This window comes from Croceitalea vernalis, from assembly GCF_031846405.1.
GTDB classification, from domain to species: domain Bacteria; phylum Bacteroidota; class Bacteroidia; order Flavobacteriales; family Flavobacteriaceae; genus Croceitalea; species Croceitalea vernalis.
Genome location: NZ_JAVRHU010000001.1, coordinates 134,645 through 159,025, shown reverse-complemented (window position 1 = coordinate 159,025; position 24,381 = coordinate 134,645). Strand labels below are relative to the sequence as shown.

The window sequence follows — 24,381 nt, the reverse complement described above, 5'->3', positions numbered from 1 at the left end:
GTTTATCTGTTAAGCTTTGACATTTCTTCAAAATGAAATGATATACCAAAAGCTAATACAGAAACTACTATCCCAATAATAAAAATAGTATAAGTAATTCTTAAGATTTTATACTTTCTATTAAGAACTAGGCCTAAAAAATATAGATCTTTGGTAAGTGAAGAATAGATAAATTTATTGTCTTTCACTAATTCTTGAATTGCCCATTCATACTCTGGCAGGCTCATTTTATGAAAGTTGCCAAAGAATAATAGATTTACTTTCTTTTGTACTACATCTTCTTTTGTGAATTTCCCACTTGTTACATTTGGTCTAGTTGCCAATACCGCTAAAATCATAGATATAACACTGAAAACTATAAATATTAAAGTCGGGTAAATTAAATATGAATTGGATGGATTATCAAGTTTAGGAATAAGATTAGATAATGCGACAGAAATTATAATAGCATTTACTGAAAGTAAAATATTTGCCTTTGTATCTGCTATATCACTAAGTGTAAGATGATTTTTTAGGGTAACTCTAAATAAGGTTTGTATTCCTCTATCTGGACTTTCACTTTTATATTTTGCTTTTAAAGATTCTTTTTTAGCAATTTCCTTTTCTGTTTTTTTATCTTTTATAAGTTGCTTTAGGTTTTTCTGCTTTGCTTCTTCCCAATTTTCCTGAGCATATTCTGTATAATACTTGTGCTCAGTTCTAAACATTTTGATATTCGCATCTCGCCATTCTTTTTGAGAATATTTTTTAATTCCCAAAAGTTCAAGCTCCTCTTTTAAATAATCAGTTGTTTCCCAATAGCTTTTTTGGGCAAAATGAGAGGCATCGGCATCTCGGATGATTTCTTCATGAAGGCCAATGGGTTCATGGTGTCTTTTAGTAGCTAGAATAATCTTGTTAATTTCAGAAATACCCTCTTCACTATAATTTTCTTCCTTCAAAAAATCTGATGCAATTATGCAACTTTTAGCTTCATGGTCGTCGGCTCCTTTGGTGTAACCTGTATCATGAAACCAGGCGGCTATAAGTAAAAGTTCATTTTCGAGTTCTGGTAATTTATGAAAAGCTAATAGTTCTTTAGTGCTTTTTACAACCCGTTGGGTATGCTTTAAATTATGATATAAATAATTTTTATTAAGCTGATTTTCCAAAAGATGGGTAACAAAATATTCAGCTTTTTGAACAATCTCCGACATAGTTGTATATTGAATAATCCAAAATACGAAATTTTGGATTGAAGCGTCAACACTATGAACTCATTTACCTATTTACGATTAGTTAAAAGCTATCTTTTCCTTTTAATTATATGCATTTTTATCAGTGGATGTGCTACCTATAAAACCAAATATTCTGATAAAGCTATTAAACAACAATCAAGTTCTGGAAAAAATATATCGCACACATTTTATCTTATTGGAGATGCTGGAAAATCTCCAAAGGGTGATTTAAACCCAGTATTGAAAACTATAAAAAATAAATTGGGAAAAGCTTCAAAAAATAGTACTGCTATTTTTTTAGGTGACAATATTTATCCCAAAGGTTTTCCTAGTAAAAAGGATGATGCACTAGGTTATGAGAACGCAAAAAATCATATAGATGCTCAAATAAATACAGTTACTGATTTTCAAGGTAGAACGGTTTTTATCCCGGGCAACCATGATTGGTATAGTAATGGTTTAAAGGGACTGGAAAGAGAACGCAAGTATATTCAAAATGCTCTCGATAGCAAAAAGGTCTTTTTGCCTAAAAATGGATGCCCCATCGAGAAAATAGAAATCAGTGATAACATTGTAGTAATTGCTCTGGATACAGAATGGTACCTTGTAAATTGGGATAAACATCCTACAATAAACGATGATTGCGAAATAAAAGACCGAGGAAGATTTTTTGAAGAAATAGAGAGCTTAATCAAAAAAAACAGGGATAAAACTACGATTATTGCCTTACATCACCCGATGTTCACCTATGGTCCCCATGGCGGTCAGTTTTCTTTTAAACAGCATATCTTTCCAAGTGGTGGAGTTCCATTACCTTTTATAGGGTCATTAATTAATGTTTTAAGAAGAACCTCAGGCGCGACCATTGAAGACCAATCCAACAAAAAGTATAATCAATTGAAAAACAGATTGGTAACTTTGGCGCAATACTCTGAAAAGGTAATTTTCGCTTCAGGTCATGAACATTCGTTACAATACATTGTTGAAGAAAATACACCTCAGATTGTAAGCGGTTCCGGTGCGAAAAAAGGAGCTACTCAATTACTTAACGGTAGCCAGTTTTCTACAGGGCAGATGGGTTATGCAATTCTAAAAATCTTTGATAATGGTTCATCTAGTGTTAAATTTTTTGGAGTCGAAGATGAAAATGAAGAATTGTTATTCAGCACTAACATATTAAAACCAAATAAGAAGAAATCTGTTACGCAATATTCCAATAATTTTCCATCTGAAATGGAGGCTTCCTTATATTCTGATGATGAGGTGGATAAAGGTGGCTTTTATAAATGGCTTTGGGGTGACAGATATAGAGAGTATTACGCTACTAAAATAAAAGCCTCAACTGTTAATTTGGATACGTTGATGGGTGGTTTAACTGTAGTCAGAAAAGGGGGTGGTAATCAATCAAATTCGCTAAGACTTCAACACGCAGATGGCAGGCAATTTGTGATGAGGGCTTTGCGCAAGAGCGCAGAACGTTATTTACAAGCGATTGCTTTTCAAAATCAGTACGTTATAGGAGATTTTGAGGATTCGTTCACGGAGAAATTTCTTATGGATTTCTATACAGGAGCCCATCCGTACGCACCTTTCACCGTGGGAGCACTTTCAGATGCGGTAGGTATTTATCATACTAATCCAAAATTATATTATATACCAAAACAAAATGCTCTTGGTGGATATAATGGTGAGTTTGGTGATGGTCTATATATGATTGAAGAACATGTGTCGGAAGGACATAATGATCTTGAAAGTTTTGGAAAAACCAAGAAGATTGAAAGTACTTACGATCTTATTAACAAACTAAGAAAAGATGAGGAGTATCGCGTGGATACAAAAGAATATGTAAAAGCACGATTATTCGATATGTTAATTGGTGATTGGGACAGGCACGTAGATCAATGGCGTTGGGCAGGATTTAAAGATGATAATGGAAATACTATTTTTAAACCAATTCCAAGAGATAGGGATCAATCATATTCTATATGGGGAGACGGATCAATAATGGGTTTTGCCTCAAAAACGGTACCTTCTCTTAGAATTTTTGAGGGCTTTAATGAGGAGATACGCAGTGTTGAAGGTTTTAATGCATCACCGCGAACATTTGCTTTAGATATGGCCTTATTACCTGAAACTACAATTAAAGACTGGGAGGAGCAAGCTAAATTTATTCAGAACAATATTACTGAAGAAGTCATAGATATTGCGTTAAATGAATTTCCGGAAGAAGTAAGGGATGAAACCGTTTTAAGCATTAAGAAAACGCTTTTAGCCAGAAAGTCTGCCCTATTGAGCACAGCAAAAGAATATTTTGGCATCATCAATAAATACAGTGTGGTCACAGGTACAGATAAGGATGATTATTTTACAGTTAGTTCAATTGGAAAAGGAAAAGTTGCAGTAAAGGGGTTTCGGATTAAAAATGGAATAAAGACTGATTTGTTTTTTGATAAAGTTTACCAACCTGAAAGCACGAAGGAGATTTGGATATATGCTTTGGATGATGATGATGTTTTTGATGTGGGTCAAACCGATGGTAAAATAAAAATTCGCCTAGTGGGTGGCCAGAACAATGATTTTTATAAGATTCATGAAAATGCCAGGGGAGTACATACTTATGATTTTAAAACTAAAAAGAATACCTATGATGAAGCATTTGGAGGCAAAATCCATAAAATCAATGATTATGATACGAATACGTATCAGTTTTTGAAAATTAAAGCAAGTAATAATCAAATACTACCTTCTATTGGTGCTAACCCAGATGATGGTTTTAGGCTCGGGTTAACAAATACGTATACCTTTAATGGTTTTAGACAAAACCCTTTTACCCAACAACATACTATTAATGCAGCTTATTATTTTGCTACAAATGGTTTTGATTTAGGGTATAGCGGAGAATTTGCCAATATTTTTGAAGGGGTTAACCTTGAAATTGCTGCAAATTTTACAAGCCCTAATTTTTCAGTTAATTTTTTCGGCTTTGGTAACGATACCGAGAATTTAGATGAAGAAAATCCTTTAGAGCTTGATTTTAACCGTGTAAAAATAAGAACAATCAAATTTGCTCCGTCATTAGTTTGGCGTGGAGATTTAGGCTCTAAGGTGAGATTTGGAGTTTCTTATGAGAATTATGATGTTGAAGAAACTGAAGACCGATTTATTGAAGATTTCTACACTGGTTTAGGTCGTGAAGCTCAACAAGATTTTTTTGGACTGGATGCTGAATACTCTTATGCCAATGCTGATAATGAAGCATTTCCTACCATGGGTATGGAAATATCATTACAAGGAGGATATAAAACTAATTTGACTGAATCTGGTCGAGCATATGGTTTTTTCATTCCGAGTCTTTCATTTGCCTACAAACTGGTTCCGAATGGAAGTTTAGTCCTTGCCACAAAGTTTAAAGGACAATTTAATATTGGAGACGACTATGAATTTTACCAAGCTGCTAATATAGGGGCAAATGATGGGTTAAGAGGATTTCGTTTTCAACGTTTTACAGGCAAGACATCTTATTTTCAAAATACAGATTTACGCTTGAGTTTTAGAAAAAGAAATACCGGGTTATTGCCAGTTACTCCAGGAATTTATGGTGGTTTTGATTATGGCAGAGTATGGTTACCAGGTGAAGATTCAAATACATGGCATAATTCATATGGCGGTGGATTTTTTGTCAATGGTTCTGACTTAATTTCAGCCAATATTGGGGTATTTAATAGTACTGATGGAATTCGATTTGCTTTTGGGGTAGGCTTCGGTTTTTAATTAAAAAATCCAAAGGTTACGATTTATTTAAGTACGTAATTGTACAAGTTGCGTCCTTTAGTTTTTGATTGCTCATCGGCTATTAGTAATGTGGAATTATTTAAAAAGCAAACTGATTCAATTTGTGTTTCATGTTTAAGATAAATAGTCTCAAATTGAGATTCTGAAATCATATTTACTTGAAAGTTCTTTATTAAATATAAATAACCATATCCAATTAGTACTACAGTTTTGCCATCATCTGAAATATCGGCACCAGTAACAGAGCAATGATCCTGGTTTTCACATAAATTAAGAGTACCTACCAAAGTTGCTTTGTAGTCACCTTCTTTATCAGGTATACGATAAACAAAAGTCTTACCTAAATAAGGTCTTGATCGGTCTTTTGTAAAAATGTATAAATGATTATCCCAATGAAAAAAGGCCTCTGAATCAAACAACATACTTCTTTTTTTTGGTGGAAAATTTTTCTGTTCTGGGTAACTGAAAGTTATTTTTTTTGATGGTATTTTATCACCTTTTTCAAGTTCAGGATTGGGTAATTTATAAATGGTCAGATTTTTTCGTTCATTATTGTTATTGCCAAAATCACCTATATATAAATTACCTTCTTTGTCCGTTGTCAAATCTTCCCAATCATTGTTTTCTGCATTTTTAACTTTTAATTTTTTAACTAATCCAGCTTTAAGATTTATACCATAGATAAAATCTTTATTCCCGTTATCCTCTATTACCCAAGCTAAATTATCTGTATAAGTAACAATGCCAGAGACTTCACTCAAGCTATTTGGGAATTTACCAAGATGGTTTAAATCTCCATACCAAGGTTTTTGAGCACAAGCTTGTAAAATGACAAGACAGCTAAGAATAACAAGTTTATTCATTTAAATCTTCCTTTATTGGCAGGTATATTTCCGCTTTCCAATTTAATTCGCCTAAACCGGAGTGAGGATTACTAAAGAATATTTCAATAGGTTTTGGTTCTATTTCAATACCATTAGTATTGGCATAATTGATTAAGGCATACCAAGCCCTGTCAGATGTAATATAGTTTCCATTATAGATAGCCTTTAAGGCTTTCTTTCCAAAGATTCTTTTGTATTGAATTTCAGTACCCATTGGCAATTGGTCGGAACGAATTACTGGGTAACAAAAATTGTATTCAAGACTGTCATTTTTTCTATTCCATTTTGTTATTTCAATCATCGGAGGCCCATCGAATTCAGCATTTGTATTAAGCAAAGTCTGACTAATGTACGAGTCATTTTTCATCATACCTCCTGCTTTTTGAAATTGAGTAGCTTTTATAGGTATATAAGCAACATATTTCGAAGGCATTTCAGCTTCTCCAATAATGCTAATCTTAAACTTACCAATATGATCCTTCAAGTTCTCCATAAAATCAAATACGGTTTTCCTTGAACGTTTTTCAAAATTGGTATCAGAAAATGGAACCTTAACCTTATTAATAAGACTATGTTGTACATCTTTGATGTTAACTACTACTCTTGAGGTAGAATCAGTAAGTGGATTTATTTTCCATTGGTAACGATGTATAGAATCTACAAAACGTACTTTCTGTGTTAGACGATACAGAGATTCATTTTGCTTAATTGACTCAATTGTATCCAAAGTTTGGTCCCAAAGTTTTAAACTTTGATTTATTGTACCAGCATTAGTATCGGTTGTAAACCTTATTGTGTAATCGTATGATTTGATAAAAAGGTACCAGATTAATCCTGAAATAATGATTAGCGAGAATCCTATTAGTGCTTTTTTCATTTTAATAAAATTTCACAAACAGTTGATTTAATATTTTTAATTTCAATTGGACATTGTTATTAATCGTCTTTCATTTGAAGACTATTAACAATAAATTCTCCAAGATTTCTACCTTGTTTAACGCCTATTTCTACAGCAGCCCTATAATGAATACCACCATACATACGACTAATGGCTGCTTCGTCAGCGGCTGCTTTAAAAGATGTAAATGATCGCACTGGAAGTCCAAAAGCCACTTCAGTATCATCATCGAATGCAAAATCATCACCAAAAATACTTGTTAATGCGGTGGCTGCCGCACCAGAAACTACACTGTGACCGCTAGTATATTCAGGAAATGGAGGGGTTTGTAGTACAGGTTCCCAACTATCATCTATGTGTTCATTAATAAGAGTTTCTGGTCTAATCAAGTTACTTCTATACTTCTCGTCCCAACAACTAATAAACGCGTCAGCTATGGCAATAGATGTTTTGGTGTAAGCATAAACAGTTTGAATTAAATTAGAATTGGTTTTTAGCGATGCAATTTTTGTAATACCAATCCAATGCGCACCTGGAGTGATTTTTTTAGTCGCAAACATTAAATGACCTCTTGTTACTGAAACATAAGGATTACAGTCCCAAAACTGGGCTATAGCAACTTCTTCAGATGTGTCACCCTTAGATGTAATTTCATTACTAATATCATATACCTCTTTTAACTCTTTATAAAAATCAGAATCAACATCCATCGAAAATGACGGAGGAGGAGTCGGTTTAAATTGACTAGCTGAATCAATAACGAATGGACGAATTTTATTCCAATGTGGTTCAATACCGCTCATATATGCTGGGGGAGTCGGCTGCCATCTAGAGGGGTCATCAGAATTCACCGAAAATTTAGGCATGGTACGAGTCTGTTTGTAATTGTCTTTATCCATCCATTCTGATATATGTTCAGCAACTTTAAGACCATAATCTTTTGAAGTAATAAATTCTAGTTCATTCTGATTTTGCCAAACGGAATAAAGGCTGTCTCTAAATACCTCAATACGTTCTTCAGAAAAAATCAACTGCTTGCTTAAGTGCATATGCACAATCAAGGCTGCTAAATCATAATTTAAATTTAAAGTATCTATTGGTTCAGGAATAGATTTAAAATCTGTTAATTGATTTGCAAGAGACTGATAAGTATTTTCTTTTTTAGCTAGTATCTCATAGGCAGCAATATTCGGGTAAGCATATATTCTACTGGCTACTGGAGGAGAAAAAATATCATGAATCATTACCTGAGTAACCTTGTTCACAGAATTATGATAATCTTCTGGTGTTATCACAATTGGGGTTGAATTTTTTTGACATGCTGATAACGTCACTATTGTGAGCAGAATAAAAAATAATCTTTCTTTCATAACCTATCTATTTAGTTTCGAATTCATAGACTTGAGCTTTAGCATCATTGAAAGTCGCAAGTAAATATGACTTATTTTTAAACGTTATTATGTTCAGGTGACGGATAGATTTTTTAGTAAAATCAAGGCCTAATGTATTTCCTAAAATAATCTCATTTTCATTTTTTAATATAGCACCAGGGAAAGAATCAAACCTTCCTTGATATGGCTTAACTCCAAAATAATTACCACCTATTAGAACTTCATTATCGCCATTACCATCGAAATCATGGACTAAGAATTTCAAAATCGGAGAAACCTGCAGTTCATTGGAAAAAGGAATGAAATTGAAAACCCCATTATTATTTTTTAAATAACCAGATTGTAAAGTTGTGACTTTTAATATTGTAGCCCTATCCATACTTTCTTCACCTAAAATTTCTTCTATTGATTGACCAGCAAAAGAACGATAGTTGGTATATTTTTTTCTCAGTGAAACCATCTGAGAACTGAGTTCATCTAACCCTTCCAATGGGTAATACGCCCCGTTTTTATCTATTGCAGTAATCGTTTCAGTTTGACCATTTTTATCAAAATCACCTACATATAATTTAAGCGGCTTTTTAATTGATGCATTGAATTTTGAATTAGTTCCCCAATTACCAAGCAGGTAATCAGTATCCCCATCATTATCAATATCAAAAGGTTCAATAGTCTGCCAGAGACCGCTTAAGTCTAGTGATTGAATTGCGATGAGCTCTCCATTCAAATTCTTATAGAATTTGGGTGAAAACCATTCTCCAACAACAATTAGGTCTTTTACGCCATCTTTATCAAAATCATCCCAAACGGCATCTGTCACCATTCCGGAGTTTTTTCCAATAAAATTATCAAGAATTGAAAAAGTTCCATTTTCGTTAACTAACAATACCGATTCTGGTGTTTGTCCGAAGTTTGAGCTTACCGTATGACCACCAATAAAAACATCTAAATCCCCATCATTGTCGTAGTCAAAGGGTCTGATAACCGAGGCATTTTGAAAATAATCGGGCAGTTTTCCTGTGCTAAAACCGTTATCTTCTTTAATATAATAGCTATCTAAAAGAGCTTTTGCTTTACCGGTAAAGTGGGCTCCCCCTGAACCTAACAGAATATCGTTTTTGTGATCTCCATTAAAATCTGCGATAGCAATGCTGATATCTTCCTTAATTGAGTCTTTTGTTATATTCGGTGTTTTTTCTTTTGTAAAACCCGAGTCTTTTTGAATATAAATTTGGGAAGGAATAAATCTTGATCCACCAAAGAAAATATCTTCTTGGCCATCCAAATTTAAATCTGCAACACCAACGGCAGGCCCTCTATCTGATGCTTTATAGGGCATCAATTTCTCTTTCAAAAAATCATTGTAGCTATCTTCTTGATGTTCAAATTCAATTCCTAAATTATTGGCAACTTTTTTGAATAATGGAATAGATTTTTTATTTAAAAGATGGTAGCTAAATTGTTCTGTGCCTTCTGGTTTGACAATAAGTGTTTGGTTAATAGCAACATCTGTCAAAACTTGAGAAGTCTTATTTGGCCAAACTATTCTTATCGAGTCAACTTTTTGGGCATCCCCATAACCAAAATGGATAAAAGGTTCTGAACTAGCTTGAAAGCCTCTCGTTGGGAAAAGCTCTTTGTACTGAAGAATATTGTTATGATAAGAATAGACTTTGGTGCCGATACCAAATACATTCCTATCACCATAATTAAATTTAATTTTTAAGTGATTTGCCGTTTGATTTGTTTGGTTAAGGTAAATGGAAGCAGGCGTGTTAATATTATTGGTTACTAGATCTAAATCACCATCACCATCTAAATCTGCCATAGCAGTGGCCCCAGAAATAATAGTATCGTTTGTCATCCATTGGCCAGACATATCTTCAAAGTTCAATCCCTTATGGCCTTTAAAAATATAGTTGTGAGCGTTACCTGAAGGCATTAGGTCAATTGCTTTTTGATCAACCAATTTTGTATTGTCAATTTTTTTCTGAATTTGATCATTAGAAACAAATTTTACAAAGTCAAGGTCATTCGGTCTTTTTGAAATTCCGTTAGCGACAAACAAATCCTGCTCCCCATCAAGGTCATAATCACCAAATAAGGCACTCCAACTCCAATCTGTTGCTGCAACACCACTTAAAAGAGCGGTTTCAAGGTAGTTGCCATCTGGCTGATTTACATAAAGCATATTTCGGGTAAATTGGTAATGATAACCAAATTGCTCAGTTCTTAGTCTTTGTATTTGAACATTGTCATCACCTTCTGAAGATTTGAGAACTGTTTCATCTTCTGGCAACATATCTAAAGAAATCATATCTGGTCTACCATCGTGATTAATATCCGCGACATCACTTCCCATAGAGAACCTACTAGTGTGACCAAAAAATTGTTTTAAGCTTTCAGTAAAGCTGCCATCTCCATTATTTAAATAATAATAATCATCTTCATGAAAATCATTGCCTATATATAAATCCGGATATCCATCTAAATTAAAATCAGATACGGCTAAGCCTAGGCCGTAGGCGTTAATACCTCCGAATATTCCAGCCTGTTCACTAACATCTTTAAATTGACCATTGTCGTTGCGCAACAACTTATCTCCTGTTTGGTAGTTGCGTTTATTTCTTAAATCAGCATTACCATATGAATTTTGCGTATGAACTGCGTGATTGAGTAAATAAAGATCCAAATCGCCATCTAAATCATAATCAAAGAAGGCAGCATTTGAACTATAAGAATCAAAATCTAATCCATACTCAGTGGAACTTTCGGTAAACGTATTATCCTGGTTATTTATATAAAGTTCATTGTAACCATTGAAACCATTTATCCCTACTACCGCACAAACATATATATCTAAATAACCGTCTCCATTAACATCAGCCATAGTGACACCAGTATTCCAAGTACTTTTACCTTCAACTTGAGCATTCAAAGAAATATCTTCAAATTGCAGATTTCCTTTGTTTAGATACAATTTGTTTTTTACTTGATTACCCGTGAAGAAAATATCAGGTAAGTCATCGTTGTTAATATCCCCAATCGCCACACCACCACCATTGTAAAAATAAAGATAATCAAGAATGTTTAGTTCATTAGATTCCGTTATGGTGTTGACAAAATCAATACCGGTTTTATTTTGATTAAGACTTTTGAATAGTTGGTCATCATTTTTACAACCACAAAATACCAATAGAGCAAAAATATTTCTAAGCAGTTTATTCATTCAATGCAAATATTTTTGGTTCTTCATTATTAATTGCTGCTATTATAAAGGTTTTGCCCGTTTTGTCTTTAAATTGCTCTAAATATTTAACTTCATTTTTAATCGCGAAACCACTGACATCATAGTTTTGCCATTCAAAGCCTTGTTCCCCATTATTTAATAAAACATTGCCATAACTAGCATCTAATCTTGAAAACTGTGGTTTAAATTCAAAATTATTGCCAGCCATAATCAAATCAACTTTTCCATCCCTATTAACATCGGCACAAGTAATATCACATACACAAGATAATTGAACTCTGGGAGGTAATTTTTGAACGGAAAACTTACCATTACCTTCATTGACTGCAATAATAGATTCTGAAATACGGGATTCTTTTACGATTGAATTTTCGATTATCTCTTGGGGGAATAATTCATTGATTGTTCTACGAGCATAATCTGATGCTCTTAAGTTTTCTTTTTTCAATGCAACAATTTGCTCTGTAACCTCCTTTTTTTGATGAATAGGATAATCACCACCGTTATAGTTTTGGGTTACAATCTGCTCTAAAGTTCCATTACCATCGAAGTCATTAACCCACATCTTCATTGGATGACCTTCTGTTGGTTTATAATGTAAATTAGATCCCATATTACCCAAAACTAAGTCTTGGTCTCCATCATTGTCAAAATCTACAGCTTCAATTGCGTTCCACCATCCCTTTAAACTGTCTAATCCAGAAACCAATTGAGTTAATCTACGGCCATTATTTTTATAAATTTTAGGGGCATCCCAATCTGTTGTTATAACTAAGTCCTTTTTATCGTCACCATCAATATCTACCCAAAGAGAGTTCGTTACCATTCCAGCATCTTTTAGCTCATAACCTAGTCTTTCGGTTGCATTATCGAAGGTGCCATCTCCTTTGTTTTCTAACAATAAGTGGTCCGGTGTTATACCATACACTGAAACAACACTTCTTGACCCAATAAAGACATCAATATCTCCATCCTTGTCAAAATCATGTGGAGAGATTGTAGCTATATTTTTAAATGTTGATGGTAGTTCATTAGGTGACTTTGAAAAAGAGCCATTACCATCATTTAAATACAACCTTGCTTTGTAGCTACGTTGTAAATTATAGTTATTACCGCCAGAACCTACCATTAAGTCTTGGTCACCATCATTATCAACATCAAAAAAGGCAGCTGCAACATCTTCAAATTCTTTATCATTCTCAAATACAGAGATGTTTTTAAGTGCTACTTTACCATTGCCATTGTGTATGTATAAACTTCCTGGTTGTCCATTAGCCCCACCCACAAAAAAGTCTTCGTTTCCGTCATTATTTACATCGGCAACAGCAAGCGAAGGGCCTTCTTGAGATAATTTTTTATAAATGAGTCCCTCGTAGTCAAAATCGTTATACCCATCTTCATTATGAGATACAAATTGAGGAGTATTTAGCTCCGTGAGGTAGGCTTTATCTATTTTATTTGGTTTTGTAACATAAGTTTCTGTTGCATTATTCCAGTCTAAGGACACAACTTGATTTGCTATGGTATTAGCCAATTTTTCAGTTTTAGAGTCTGGCCAAATTATGCGAATTGAATCAATAGTTTTTGTTTGACCTAATCCTAGTGTCATAGTATAGTCAACTGAAGATTGAAAGCCTCTAGAAGGGATTAGTTCTTGATTGACAATATTACCATCAAAATAGAATTTTGCAAGAGTACCAACCGCAAAAGGATTTTCTCCTTTTCCTTTAAATTTTAATTGAATGTAATTATTATTAGATTGACTTTCTGAATTGTTTTTATAGATAAAAGTCTTGGTATTTACATTATTAATAACCAAATCTAAATCTCCATCATTGTCTAAGTCGCCATATGCTGCTCCATTAGAGCGTGTAGGCAAGTCAAATCCCCATTCTTTATTGGCATTGTCAAAAGTGATGTCGCCGTTATTCTTGTAAGCATAATTGTGTTGAGGTTTTATAGGCATTTTATTGATAATCGAATCAATAGACTCTTTTCGACCTGTTAATGCCATTTTTTGAATGATTTCATTTGCAAAAAAGTCAACAAAATCTAAATCTGTAAGGTCATGGTTGATACCATTAGTAATAAAAATGTCTTTTAAGCCATCATTGTCCATGTCAAACAATAATCCTGCCCAACTCCAATCTGTTGCGTCTACTCCGCTGTAATATGCTATTTCAGAAAATGTGCCATTTCCATTGTTTAGTTGTAAAGTATTTTGAATGTACTGTTGGTAAAAGTCTTTTGATTGTTTTAAATCAAATACATTGTAACCTTCAAATTCCATGACTGATTTTACACGTTCGTCAGGTTCAGGAAGCATGTCAGTAATAAAAATATCATTGTAACCATCATTATTAATGTCTGCGATATCAATGCCCATGGCTGATAGGCTCAAATGTGAAGTATATGCCTTTATTTCTTCTGAAAAAGTGCCATCTTTTTGATTGATGTATAAGTAATCACGTTCGTAAAAATCATTGGATACGTAAATATCAGGGTATAGATCATTGTTAATATCAGTAACCAAAACTCCAAGTCCAAAACCTATAAGACTACCATAAATACCAGCGTCCTCACTAACATCAACATATTTACCATTATCATTGCGCAATAACATGTCACCAACTCCTCGAAATATATGTGGCACTCCTTCCCAATCTTGTGCTCTGACGTCCCTTTGTTCAGCGTAACCCAAACTACTTACTGGGATATTACTATTGTTTAAAATGTAAGCATCTAAATCACCATCTTTATCATAGTCAAAAAAGGAGGCATGTGTAGAAAACCCAGTTTCGGCTAGATTATATTCGCTTGCCTTTTCAGTAAAAGTTAAATCACCATTGTTTATATAAAGATCATTATCATGATTATTTCCTTCAAGATTACCAGCATTACTAACATAAATATCTAATAAACCATCTGCGTTGATATCTACCATTACAACCCCGGTAGACCATGGTTTATTTCCTTTTATTCCTGCACTTTCAGATATGTCATCAAATTTGAAATCACCTTTATTTAAATATAGTTTATTGGGCTCCATATTACCGGTTAGGTAAATATCAGACAAACCATCATTATTAATATCGCCAATAGCTACACCACCTCCGTTATAAAAATTACGATACTTGAATATGTTAAAGTTCTTTTGATTTTCAACTTTATTGATGAAATCAACTCCAGTTTCTTGAGCATCTAATAAGGTAAAAAGTGTTGGCGATGTTACCACTTCTTCTTTCACTTCTTTATTACAACTACTTAAAAATAACAGTAGCAAAAAAATATTAGGCAAGTATATTCTCATTGTTTTGATTTCTTTTTTGATAAAAAAATTGGTGCTTTCGAATTAATCCCAATCATATAATGTTCAGCCCCATTTATTTCAATTTCTTTTATTGTTCTTGCAGCGCCATTAATGTCTGGCAACTCCTCTGTATCCCAATAAAAGTCACCTTTTTTATCATTTTGCAAAATTACCCCATGTAATGCATCTAATCTACCTAACTGCGTACTAATTTCGAAGTCATTACCAACAATTAACAAATCATTAAAACCATCATTATTGAAATCTTCGATTGCAATGTCATAAATAATAGAAGATTGGGCTATTAGTGGTAATGCTCTTTTCAAAAACCCCCCAGTACCGTTATTCTTAAAAAAGCAACTTTTAAGTTCAAAGACTTTCTTTTGCTTTGCTTTCTCAAGTTTATTTTCTCCAAAGAGCTCCTTAATTGAAGCTTTGGCAAAACTGCTATACGAAAGATACTTTTTATTTAAAAAAGGCATTTGTTTGACCAAATCATCTTTAGATGCGAAAGGAGTTTCAACCCCTTTATGAAAATAAGTAACTAAAGGTTCAATAGATCCGTTATCGTCAAAATCAGTGCTATAAAGAGTTAGAGGCGATTCAACTGAAGATTTAAATTTTGTGTTTAACCCCCAGTTACCAGCTATAATATCGACATCTCCATCATTATCAAAATCTTCAGCTTTAACAGTATTCCACCAGCCATTAGTATTTGATAATTGATTATTTTTCTGAAGACGAAATTCAGTACCGTTGTTTATAAAAATTGATATGGGCATCCAATGTCCTACGGCAACAAAGTCAATTAAATCATCATTGTTGATATCGTTAAAAACTAAATCTTTAACATTACCTAGAAATTCAAATTCTGGTGCTAACAAGGCAGTCACGTCTTCAAAATTACCTGTTCCATCATTCTGAAAAATATACTGTTTTGGAGTTTTGCCATATTGTAACGGTTCTATGTCCGATGTAATAAAAACGTCAACATCACCATCGTTATCAAAGTCATTAGTTATAATTTTTGATGCATTAATGCTGATTCCTTTAAAGTTGGATTCCTTGAAGAATAGATTACCTTTTTCATTTATATATAGTCTTGGTTCTATAGGTTTCCCACTTTTAAATTCATTTCCACCACTAGCTACTAATAAATCTATATCACCATCATTATCGGCATCAAAAAAACTACTAGCTAGGTCTTCATGTAGTCTATGTAATTCAAAATTATTTTCTTGATTGACCTTAAAAGTTCCATTCTCGGATTGAATGTGTAATTCGGAAGCTTGATTTTTTCCACCAGTAATAAATACATCATCCAAACCATCTTGATTGAAGTCAATAATTGAAATGTTGGGGCCTTGATTAGATGCAGCAAAAGGAATAAGAGGTTCGCGGTCAAAATCTAAGGTAACTTGTTCTTTATGAACAAAGTTTATAAGGGAGTCAATCTTCTTTAAGTGTTGTGACTTGCTATTTTTTGAATAGTCGCGTTTAGAATTAGCCTCCACTTGGTTTAAATTAATGACTTTATTAGGAGTAACTTTATATCTAGTTTGTTCTAAGCCATCAGGCCATACTACTTTAAGACTGTCGATTAAACTGTCTTTACCGATACCGAAATGTATTTTATTGGATGTGCTTGATAAATAACCTTTGGATATAAATTGTTCTCGATACATTATTTTGTTATTGACAAAGGCAGTAATTTTTGCTCCGATTCCGTGTCGATTTCGTCCACTACCCTCAAGCTTAACAATTAAATGGTTTCCTTCAGTAGAATTATTTTTTAGAATTAAAGGATTATCGTCAATGTTATTAACGACAATATCTAAGTCTCCATCATTATCTAAATCGGCATAGGTTGTTCCATTACTAAATGTAGGTTTCTTAGTAAACCAAGACTCAGTAGAATTGGAAAAGGTTAAATCGCCATTGTTTTTAAAAAAATAGTTTGATACTTTTTTCTCGGGGAGCTCATCTATTAATGGCATGTCGGAATTGGTCATTCCGGCATCTATCCTTTTTTGTATGGCATCATTGGCTATAAAATTCATATAGTCCATATCATTGGTAGCCCCTTTTATTCCATTTGAAATAAAAACATCATTAAAGCCATCATTATCGAAATCGGCAAAAAGGGCTCCCCAAGACCATTCTGTTGCTGAAAGTCCAGCTAGATTAGAAATTTCGGCAAATGTTCCGTTTTTAAGATTTAAATGGAGAGTGTTCTGCATGTATTGTGGAGAAAAACCTTGATTTAAATATTGCCTATAAATGGGGTAAGCATACTCCAGTCCAGAAGTTTTATAGGTTTCAAGGTTTTCAGGTAGCATGTCTAAAGAAATAATATCCATGAAACCATCATTATTGATATCGGCAATATCGTTACCCATGGAAAAGTGTGTGGTATGACCAATTCGTTCTGAATCAGCAGAGATTATTTCTTGAAATGTTCCGTTTTGTTGATTTATATACAAATAGTCATTTTCGTAAAAATCATTACCAACATATATATCAGGATATCCATCATTATTGATATCACTAATTGATATCCCAAGCCCATAACCAGATTTACCTTGAAATATTCCGGCTTTAGAACTAATATCAATAAAATGGCCATTGTTGTTTTGGTAAAGTCTATCTCCAGATAAAGTATCAATTTTTGTTCTTTGGGAACCACGACCATAAGTTCGATTTGGATGAACAGAATGATTCAAAAGGTACATGTCTAAATCACCATCAATATCAAAATCAAAGAACGAGGCCGTTGTAGAAAGACCTTCAAAATCTAATCCATAATCAGAAGCTTTTTCTTCAAAAATTGGTATTCCTTTATCATTTGGGCCTTGGTTAATATATAAGAGGTTTTTTCCTTTTAGATTGCGGTATCCTGAAGCTTTACAAAGGTATATATCTAAGTACCCATCATTATTGATATCAACTTGTGTTGCTCCTGTAGACCAGCCTACGGATGAAAAAATACCAGAAATTTCAGTTACACGTTCAAATTTAAAATCACCCTTATTCAAATATAATTCATCAGAAATTTGGTTGCCAACAAAATAAAGATCGATAAGATTGTCATTGTTAAAATCTGCCGAAATAGTACCAGCCCCATTATAGTAGTATAAGTAGTTAAGTATATTAAGATTTGGACTGTTTGATAAGTTATTAGCGAATTTCACCCCACTATACCTAGGGGAAATTTCAGAAAATATTTTCTCTTCCTGCCTGATGCAAGAATAGGAGGAGATTAAAATTAAAATAATAGAGAAAACGATCCTGTTCATAAAATGAAAAGTGGCAAAAATATTCTAGAAATAGGTAAAAGTAATAAAGTTATAAGAATAACTTATTATCAACTTTAAATCAAGATGGATTACTAAAAATAGGTTGCGTTTTGAACTAGAGAAAAGTTATGAATATGAAAAAACCCGCTCCATAGAGCGGGTTTTCTTATAACTTAAATGGCTAAAAATTAATAACCAGGATTTTGTACTAAGTTAGGGTTGGCCAATAATTGTGGCAGTGGAATTGGGAAAAGTGCTCTGGTTTGATTACCAACTTCAGAAGTTCCTTTAAACTCCCAATCTCGTAAGTATTGCCCAAAGCGTATCATATCAGTTCTACGCACTTGTTCAGCAAATAATTCTCTTCCTCTTTCTTCAAGTAAATCTGATTCAGAAACAGTTCCAAGTGGTGTAGCACCTCTTAATGTTCGTAACTCATTTACCATCGCAGTTGCATCGCTACCACTTCTTAACATAGCTTCAGCTTTCATTAAGTGAGCGTCAGCGTATCTGAAAAATATTTGAGTGTTACTAAAACCACCATCAAATCGTGGGCTGTACTTCATTAATCGTATCCCGGTTCTTTCACTGTTGTTGATTAGACTATTTGCGCCATTTCCATCAACAAATTCTCTAGAGAATTCAAGTGGAGCACCTTGTCTATCTTGTAAAGCTGTTCCGTCAAGAGCATATTGTTGTCCTATTAAGAAACCTTCACCGACATTAGATCCATCTTCAAATCCACCATTATCACTTGTGCCAGCGGCACCGCTAAATGGAATCCCATTTTTTGGAACACCACCACGACGTCTTTCTTGTCCTGAAATAGGATTTCTGTCAGTGTCATATTCGTTAGCATTAGCGTCACCTTCGAACATATCATAATATTCAGCAAGTGTACTGAAGCCATTCCAGCCTCCACCGCCTAAGCCAGTAGAATTGTAGTGAAGACCGTTGAAAATACGGTTTCCAACACCTGTTTGAATCCAGTAAATAGTTTCTGTATCAGCAGAGGATTCGAAAATTTCGAAATAGTCCATGCTTTCTAAAGCAAAACCGTCTGCAGCAATAGCATCTACTAAAGATATGACCTCGCTCATGTCACCCGATGCGGCAGTTCCTCCGCCGCCACTCAATTGTGTTTCATAGACATGTTTGTTTAAAAGAACTTTCGCTTTAAGAAAACGAGCAGAAGCCTTGGATGCAAGTCTTAAATTATCCATATCTCCAGGAGACACAGTTGGTAAACCAGCAATTGCAGCGTCAAGATCTGCAACTATAAAGTTAACAGCATCAGCTCCGGATAAAACAGTAGGTAAATCACTGTCAGGTAATTGAGTATCTCTAAATGGAACTTGACCATACAAATCAAGTGTCATCCACATTGCATAAGCTCTTAAAAAATTGGCTTGCGCAGCAGTACCGGCATCGGCATTACTTCTAGAATCTAATATTCTAGATGCCAAAAGCTGAGCTGAAGTCCATTGTTGAAATGGTGTAAGGATGTCAGTTTCTTCAAGGCCCCACTCATGCGTATGTAGCTTTCTCCAACGACCGTTATCACCCCAATCCGCACCCCTTGTAGGGATAAGAAAGGCATCAGTAGTAACCTCATTCAAAGCAAAAGTGTTCGCCTGGTCACCCAGTGCCCCAAAATTTCCATAAAGCGAGTTTAAACTTGAGGCTGGATCTTGAAGACCTTGAAAGCCTTCGCTAATGAATGAATCCGTTTCGTCGATTTCCAAATCTGTACAAGAGGCAAAAACCAGTGCACAAAGGGAAAACATTAAATAAATTTTAATTGAATTTTTTTTCATGATTTCTTACAATTTTTTAATTAAAATGTAGCATTTATGCCAAAAGTGATTGTTCTTGGACGCGGGAATGCTGACCAATCGATTCCTCTAGTAGGCACTCCTGAACCAAGTGTAGCCGTAGCCACATTTACTTCTGGGTCAATACCACTATAATCCGTAATTAAGAATAAGTTCTGACCTGTAAGGGAAAGACGTAAACTCTTAAGCGCATTATCACTACTTAGAGGCACATTGTACCCAATGGTTGCGTTTTGAAAACGAACAAAATCTCCACTTTCTAAGAAACGAGTCGAAACAGCAGTAGATGCTCCTGGATTTTCACCACTAGTTACTACATTTTGAGTAATATTTCTTGCAGTACCAATTTGTCCAGCATTAAACAAAGCGTTAGCTGTGTTATTATATACTGAGAAGCCAAATTGTCCAGAGAAGAAAGTTGTTACATCCCAATTACCGATACTAGCGTTAAGAGAAAGACCAGCAGTTACATCTGGTAGACCATCTTTGTCAACAAAAGACTTATCTGCATCTGGATCACCAACACCGTTACCGTCAATATCCGTATAAATAGGATTTCCTTCACCATCAAAACCTTCGAAGGTCGCCATGTAGTATGAAAATAAAGAATAACCAGATTCAAATCTTTGAGCAAAAGCGCCCGAAAGACCAGGGCCGTTAATTTCACCAGTATTTATTGCCCCAGTAAAATCTTGTATCTCGTTTTGATTGTATGCAATGTTAAAGTTAGCAGAGAAAGAAGCTTTGTCAGTTTCAATAAAATCATAACCTAAAGCTAATTCAATACCTTGGTTAACAACACTAGCATCTACATTACCAAATTGGAATGCACTTACAGAAGGGAATGCTGGTGGTAATTGCAATAATAAGTCATTAGTAGTATTACTATAAACATCAAGGCTACCACTAAACTTGTCGTTATTAAAACCAAAGTCTAAACCAACGTTTAAGTTTAAAGTCTCTTCCCATCTAAGGTCAGTTCTTTCAAACGCCACTGGTGCAGTACCAAAGTTATTTTCAAAAATTTCAAGCGATGTTTGTGTTCCTATTCCTGTAAAACGTTCACGTGTTACGAAGTTACCGTACCCTAAACCAGCTTGGTTACCTACAATACCTGCACTCAAACGCAGTTTTAAAGTAGAAACATTATCACCTATGAAATCTTCTTCAGCCATTTGCCATGCAAATGCACCAGAAGGGAAGTACCCATACTGATTATCAGGTCCAAACCTTGAAGAACCATCAGCTCTAAAAGTACCTGTAAACAAATACTTGCTATTTATACTATAATTAACTCTAGCAAAGAATGATTGTAATTCATCAGTGTTATCGAATTGATCAAAAGTAGCTGATTGCACATCTCTACCAAATGTAAAAGGCAAGATTTCAGTTACAGGACTCGGGAATAATCTATTTACAACTAAACCTGAACTGTTTATTCCATAAGCAAATTGTTGATAACCGCCAGAGATGACTCCTTGAGCACCATTAATTGTATTTACTAAATCCTGACCCATTTCGTTAAGGTTTGCTGTTCCAAAGCCTCGACCTTGAGAGTTAAAACCAAAAGTTCTAAAGTCTTGAAATGCATACCCAGCAACAATATCTAAATTAGAATTGCCTAAATCTTTATTGTAACTTAAAGTCACTTCTAGAGTAGAGTTTTCTCGTTCTAATGAATTAAACGTTCCGAAACCTAAACCTTCTATGCCATTGAAGTTCTGTAGATTTGAAGAAAGTACCGATACGTTTTCACTATCAGAAACATCATAACCCAAATTAACTTTACCACTAAGTTCTGGTGTAAACGCATAGTTTACAGAACCATTTAAAAGATATCTGTTGGTGTTAGTTATGTTTTGAGTTTCATTCAAGTAATTAGCTGGCTGAGTAAGACCACCGCCATCATCAAAACCTGGGTTGGCAGGCCATGTTGGATTTGCAGAGTAAGCAGCACCAAGAATATCACCTCTAAATCCAGCTCCAGCAGCAACTGGCGGTTGTTCACGATTAGTGCGTGAAATAGAAGTTTGTATAGCAAGCGTTAACTTATCATCTAAGAAACGTTGGTTCCAATTTACTCTTCCCGTGATTCTTTCGAATTCAGACTTTTCGATAACACCGAATTGCTTTTGGTAACCGAAAGTTGCTCTTACATTACCTGAACCATAGTTCTGAGAATAGGCTAAATTGTGATTAGTAGATGTTGCAGAACGCAAAATATATTCTTGCCAATCTGTATCTGCACCAAAATCGTTAGCAGCAGCATTACCACCAAACTGAGTAACAGCAGATAAGTACTCATCTCTATTTAGTAAGTCAAATTGTCTTACCGGAGACGCTACGCTAATGTTAGAAGAAAGCTCCCATGTTCCTCCTGAACCTGCTCTACCACTTTTTGTTGTAATAATGATAACACCATTAGCACCACGAGAACCATAAATGGCCGTAGCAGAGGCATCTTTAAGGATACTCATGCTTTCAATATCACTTGGGTTTAAGAAGTTCAATGGATTACCAACATCACTTCCACCGTTTCCGGTATCACCTTGTGCATCAGTATTTTCACCAAATAATGGAACTCCGTCGACTACAAATAGTGGATTGTTATTACCACGTACAGAATTGGAACCTCTAATATTCACTTGGATACCAGCACCTGGTTCACCACTTGATTGTTGAATATTAACACCAGCGGTTTTACCTTGAATTAATTGCTCAGGGGCTACAATAGCACCGCTATTAAATTCATCCGAGGTAATTGCGGCAACCGATCCAGTAGCATCTTTCACGGTAGTACTACCGTAACCAATGATAACCACTTCATCAAGTGCTTGTGCATCTTCTTCTAGAGTTACATTAATTGAGGATCTGCCATTTACAGCAGTTTCGAATGTTTTGAACCCAATGTAGCTAACTACTAAGGTTGCATCATCACCCACATTATTAAGGGTGTAATTACCATCAAAGTCAGTTTGAGTACCATTTGTTGTACCTTTTACCAAGACACTCGCCCCTGGTAGTGGACCATTAGCATCAGAAATAGTACCTGATACCGTCTGGGCTTTTGCTGCACCAAAGCACACGAATGCTCCAATTAGCAGTAAGCCTTTAAGTAGCGTAATCTTCATAAATAATTAATTTTAAGTTTAGTTAATTTAAATTCAAGCATTAAACATATGTAAAAAAAATGTTAATTCTAGTTTTGGCCAAAAACCCAAAACCACGAAAACGGTTTCGTGTTAATAACTTTGGGCGATATGGCAATAATAATTGTAAAGGTGTTAAATTATCTAATTCGTAAATAACCTAGGTTATTAATACGAAATCTAATAAAATACGGGCAAATATACTATTTTTTATTTTTTAGTGAATAAGGCTTTTTATGTTAAATCCTAACTTAAATTCTACCTTAATTATATATTAGTTAATTTCCGAGGTTCAATACTCTTTACTGAAATATTTATGTTAAAGCAAAAAATCACTTTAAAGCATATCGCAAAAGAATTAGAAGTGTCAATTTCTACAGTTTCCAAGGCGCTTAAGAATAGTGAGGAAATCAGCAGAGACACAAAGGAAAAGATTCAAGCATTCGCAAAACTTTATAACTATAAACCCAATAATATAGCCATAAGTTTAAAAAATAAGCGAACTAAAAACATAGGTGTGGTAATTCCGGATATAGTACACCATTTTTTTACCACTGTGGTTCGAGGAATTGAAAAACATGCCAATACTAAAGGATACAATGTAATTGTATGCTTATCAGATGAGTCTTTTGATAAAGAAGTCATTAATATGGAGATGCTGGCTAATGGAAGTATAGATGGATTTATAATGTCCTTATCATCTGATACACAATTGAGGAATGATTACAATCATCTGAAAGAGGTAACAGAACAAGGTATACCATTAGTTCTTTTCGATAGAGTAACCAATGCGGTTAATTGTGATAAAATTATTATCGATGATAAAATGGGAGCCTACATTGCTACAAAAAAGCTCATTGAAGAAGGAAGAAAGAAAATAGCCCTCGTTACTACTGAAGACTATCTGAGCGTAAGTAAAGCCAGAACAGATGGATATTTAAAGGCCTTGAATGATAATAATATCAAAGTAGATAATGATATTATATTAAGGTTGCCAAGTATGGGCATGCAAGAAGAACTTTTCAAAGAATTTTTTGAAAAAGCAGATATTGATGCTGTACTATGTGTAAATGAAATTTTTGCTATTTATGGAATGCGATGCGTTAAAGACAATGGCTTAAAAATACCTGAGGATATATCTTTTATTGGCTTTACTGACGGACTTTTGTCAAAATATGCTAATCCGAGTTTGACTGCTATTGCTCAACATGGAGAAAAGATGGGTGAATTAGCAGCAGAAATGTTAATAGAAAAAGTTGAAAGTGAAGATGAATCTGAAACGTTTCAAACTAAAATTTTAGAGCCTACATTAATTGAACGTGATTCTACAATTAATTAAATTTGCGCAAATTCTGCAGT

The 24,381-nt window shown here is 34.3% G+C and carries 11 protein-coding genes; 2 read left to right on the top strand and 9 right to left on the bottom strand.

Going from position 1 to position 24,381, the window contains the following annotated elements; translation table 11 throughout:
• Positions 1 to 2: 2 nt before the first annotated feature.
• Positions 3 to 1,196: a Pycsar system effector family protein gene (locus RM520_RS00620; protein WP_311383763.1), complete on the bottom strand. Its 1,194-nt coding sequence runs from the start codon at positions 1,194 to 1,196 to the stop codon at positions 3 to 5.
• Between the two features lie 54 nt (positions 1,197 to 1,250).
• Here RM520_RS00620 and RM520_RS00615 point away from each other — a divergent pair, with 54 nt between their 5' ends.
• Positions 1,251 to 4,988: a metallophosphoesterase gene (locus tag RM520_RS00615; protein WP_311386622.1), complete on the top strand. Its 3,738-nt coding sequence runs from the start codon at positions 1,251 to 1,253 to the stop codon at positions 4,986 to 4,988.
• A gap of 23 nt (positions 4,989 to 5,011) precedes the next feature.
• Here the strand turns inward: RM520_RS00615 and RM520_RS00610 are convergent, their stop codons facing one another.
• The 8 genes from RM520_RS00610 to RM520_RS00575 all read right to left on the bottom strand — a co-directional run bounded on the left by RM520_RS00610 (position 5,012) and on the right by RM520_RS00575 (position 23,004).
• Positions 5,012 to 5,872, bottom strand: coding sequence for an NHL repeat-containing protein (locus RM520_RS00610; protein WP_311386621.1), 861 nt, complete (start codon positions 5,870 to 5,872; stop codon positions 5,012 to 5,014).
• Positions 5,865 to 6,770 carry a GyrI-like domain-containing protein gene (locus RM520_RS00605; RefSeq protein WP_311386620.1) on the bottom strand — a complete coding sequence of 302 codons (906 nt, stop codon included), beginning with the start codon at positions 6,768 to 6,770 and terminating at the stop codon, positions 5,865 to 5,867. Before RM520_RS00605 ends, RM520_RS00610 begins: the two co-directional genes overlap by 8 nt.
• A gap of 59 nt (positions 6,771 to 6,829) precedes the next feature.
• On the bottom strand, positions 6,830 to 8,161 hold the full coding sequence (locus RM520_RS00600) for a vanadium-dependent haloperoxidase (RefSeq protein WP_311386619.1): 1,332 nt from the start codon (positions 8,159 to 8,161) through the stop codon (positions 6,830 to 6,832).
• A gap of 7 nt (positions 8,162 to 8,168) precedes the next feature.
• Entirely contained in the window at positions 8,169 to 11,411 is a 3,243-nt protein-coding gene (locus RM520_RS00595) for a VCBS repeat-containing protein (RefSeq protein WP_311386618.1), read from the bottom strand.
• Entirely contained in the window at positions 11,404 to 14,742 is a 3,339-nt protein-coding gene (locus RM520_RS00590) for a VCBS repeat-containing protein (protein ID WP_311386617.1), read from the bottom strand. Before RM520_RS00590 ends, RM520_RS00595 begins: the two co-directional genes overlap by 8 nt.
• Positions 14,739 to 18,038 carry a VCBS repeat-containing protein gene (locus RM520_RS00585; protein WP_311386616.1) on the bottom strand — a complete coding sequence of 1,100 codons (3,300 nt, stop codon included), beginning with the start codon at positions 18,036 to 18,038 and terminating at the stop codon, positions 14,739 to 14,741. Before RM520_RS00585 ends, RM520_RS00590 begins: the two co-directional genes overlap by 4 nt.
• Before the next feature lie 188 nt (positions 18,039 to 18,226).
• Positions 18,227 to 19,855: a RagB/SusD family nutrient uptake outer membrane protein gene (locus tag RM520_RS00580; RefSeq protein WP_311386615.1), complete on the bottom strand. Its 1,629-nt coding sequence runs from the start codon at positions 19,853 to 19,855 to the stop codon at positions 18,227 to 18,229.
• A gap of 20 nt (positions 19,856 to 19,875) precedes the next feature.
• Entirely contained in the window at positions 19,876 to 23,004 is a 3,129-nt protein-coding gene (locus RM520_RS00575; protein WP_311386614.1) for a SusC/RagA family TonB-linked outer membrane protein, read from the bottom strand.
• A gap of 334 nt (positions 23,005 to 23,338) precedes the next feature.
• Between RM520_RS00575 and RM520_RS00570 the strand changes: the two genes are divergently transcribed.
• Positions 23,339 to 24,361: a LacI family DNA-binding transcriptional regulator gene (locus RM520_RS00570; RefSeq protein WP_311386613.1), complete on the top strand. Its 1,023-nt coding sequence runs from the start codon at positions 23,339 to 23,341 to the stop codon at positions 24,359 to 24,361.
• Positions 24,362 to 24,381: the final 20 nt, after the last annotated feature.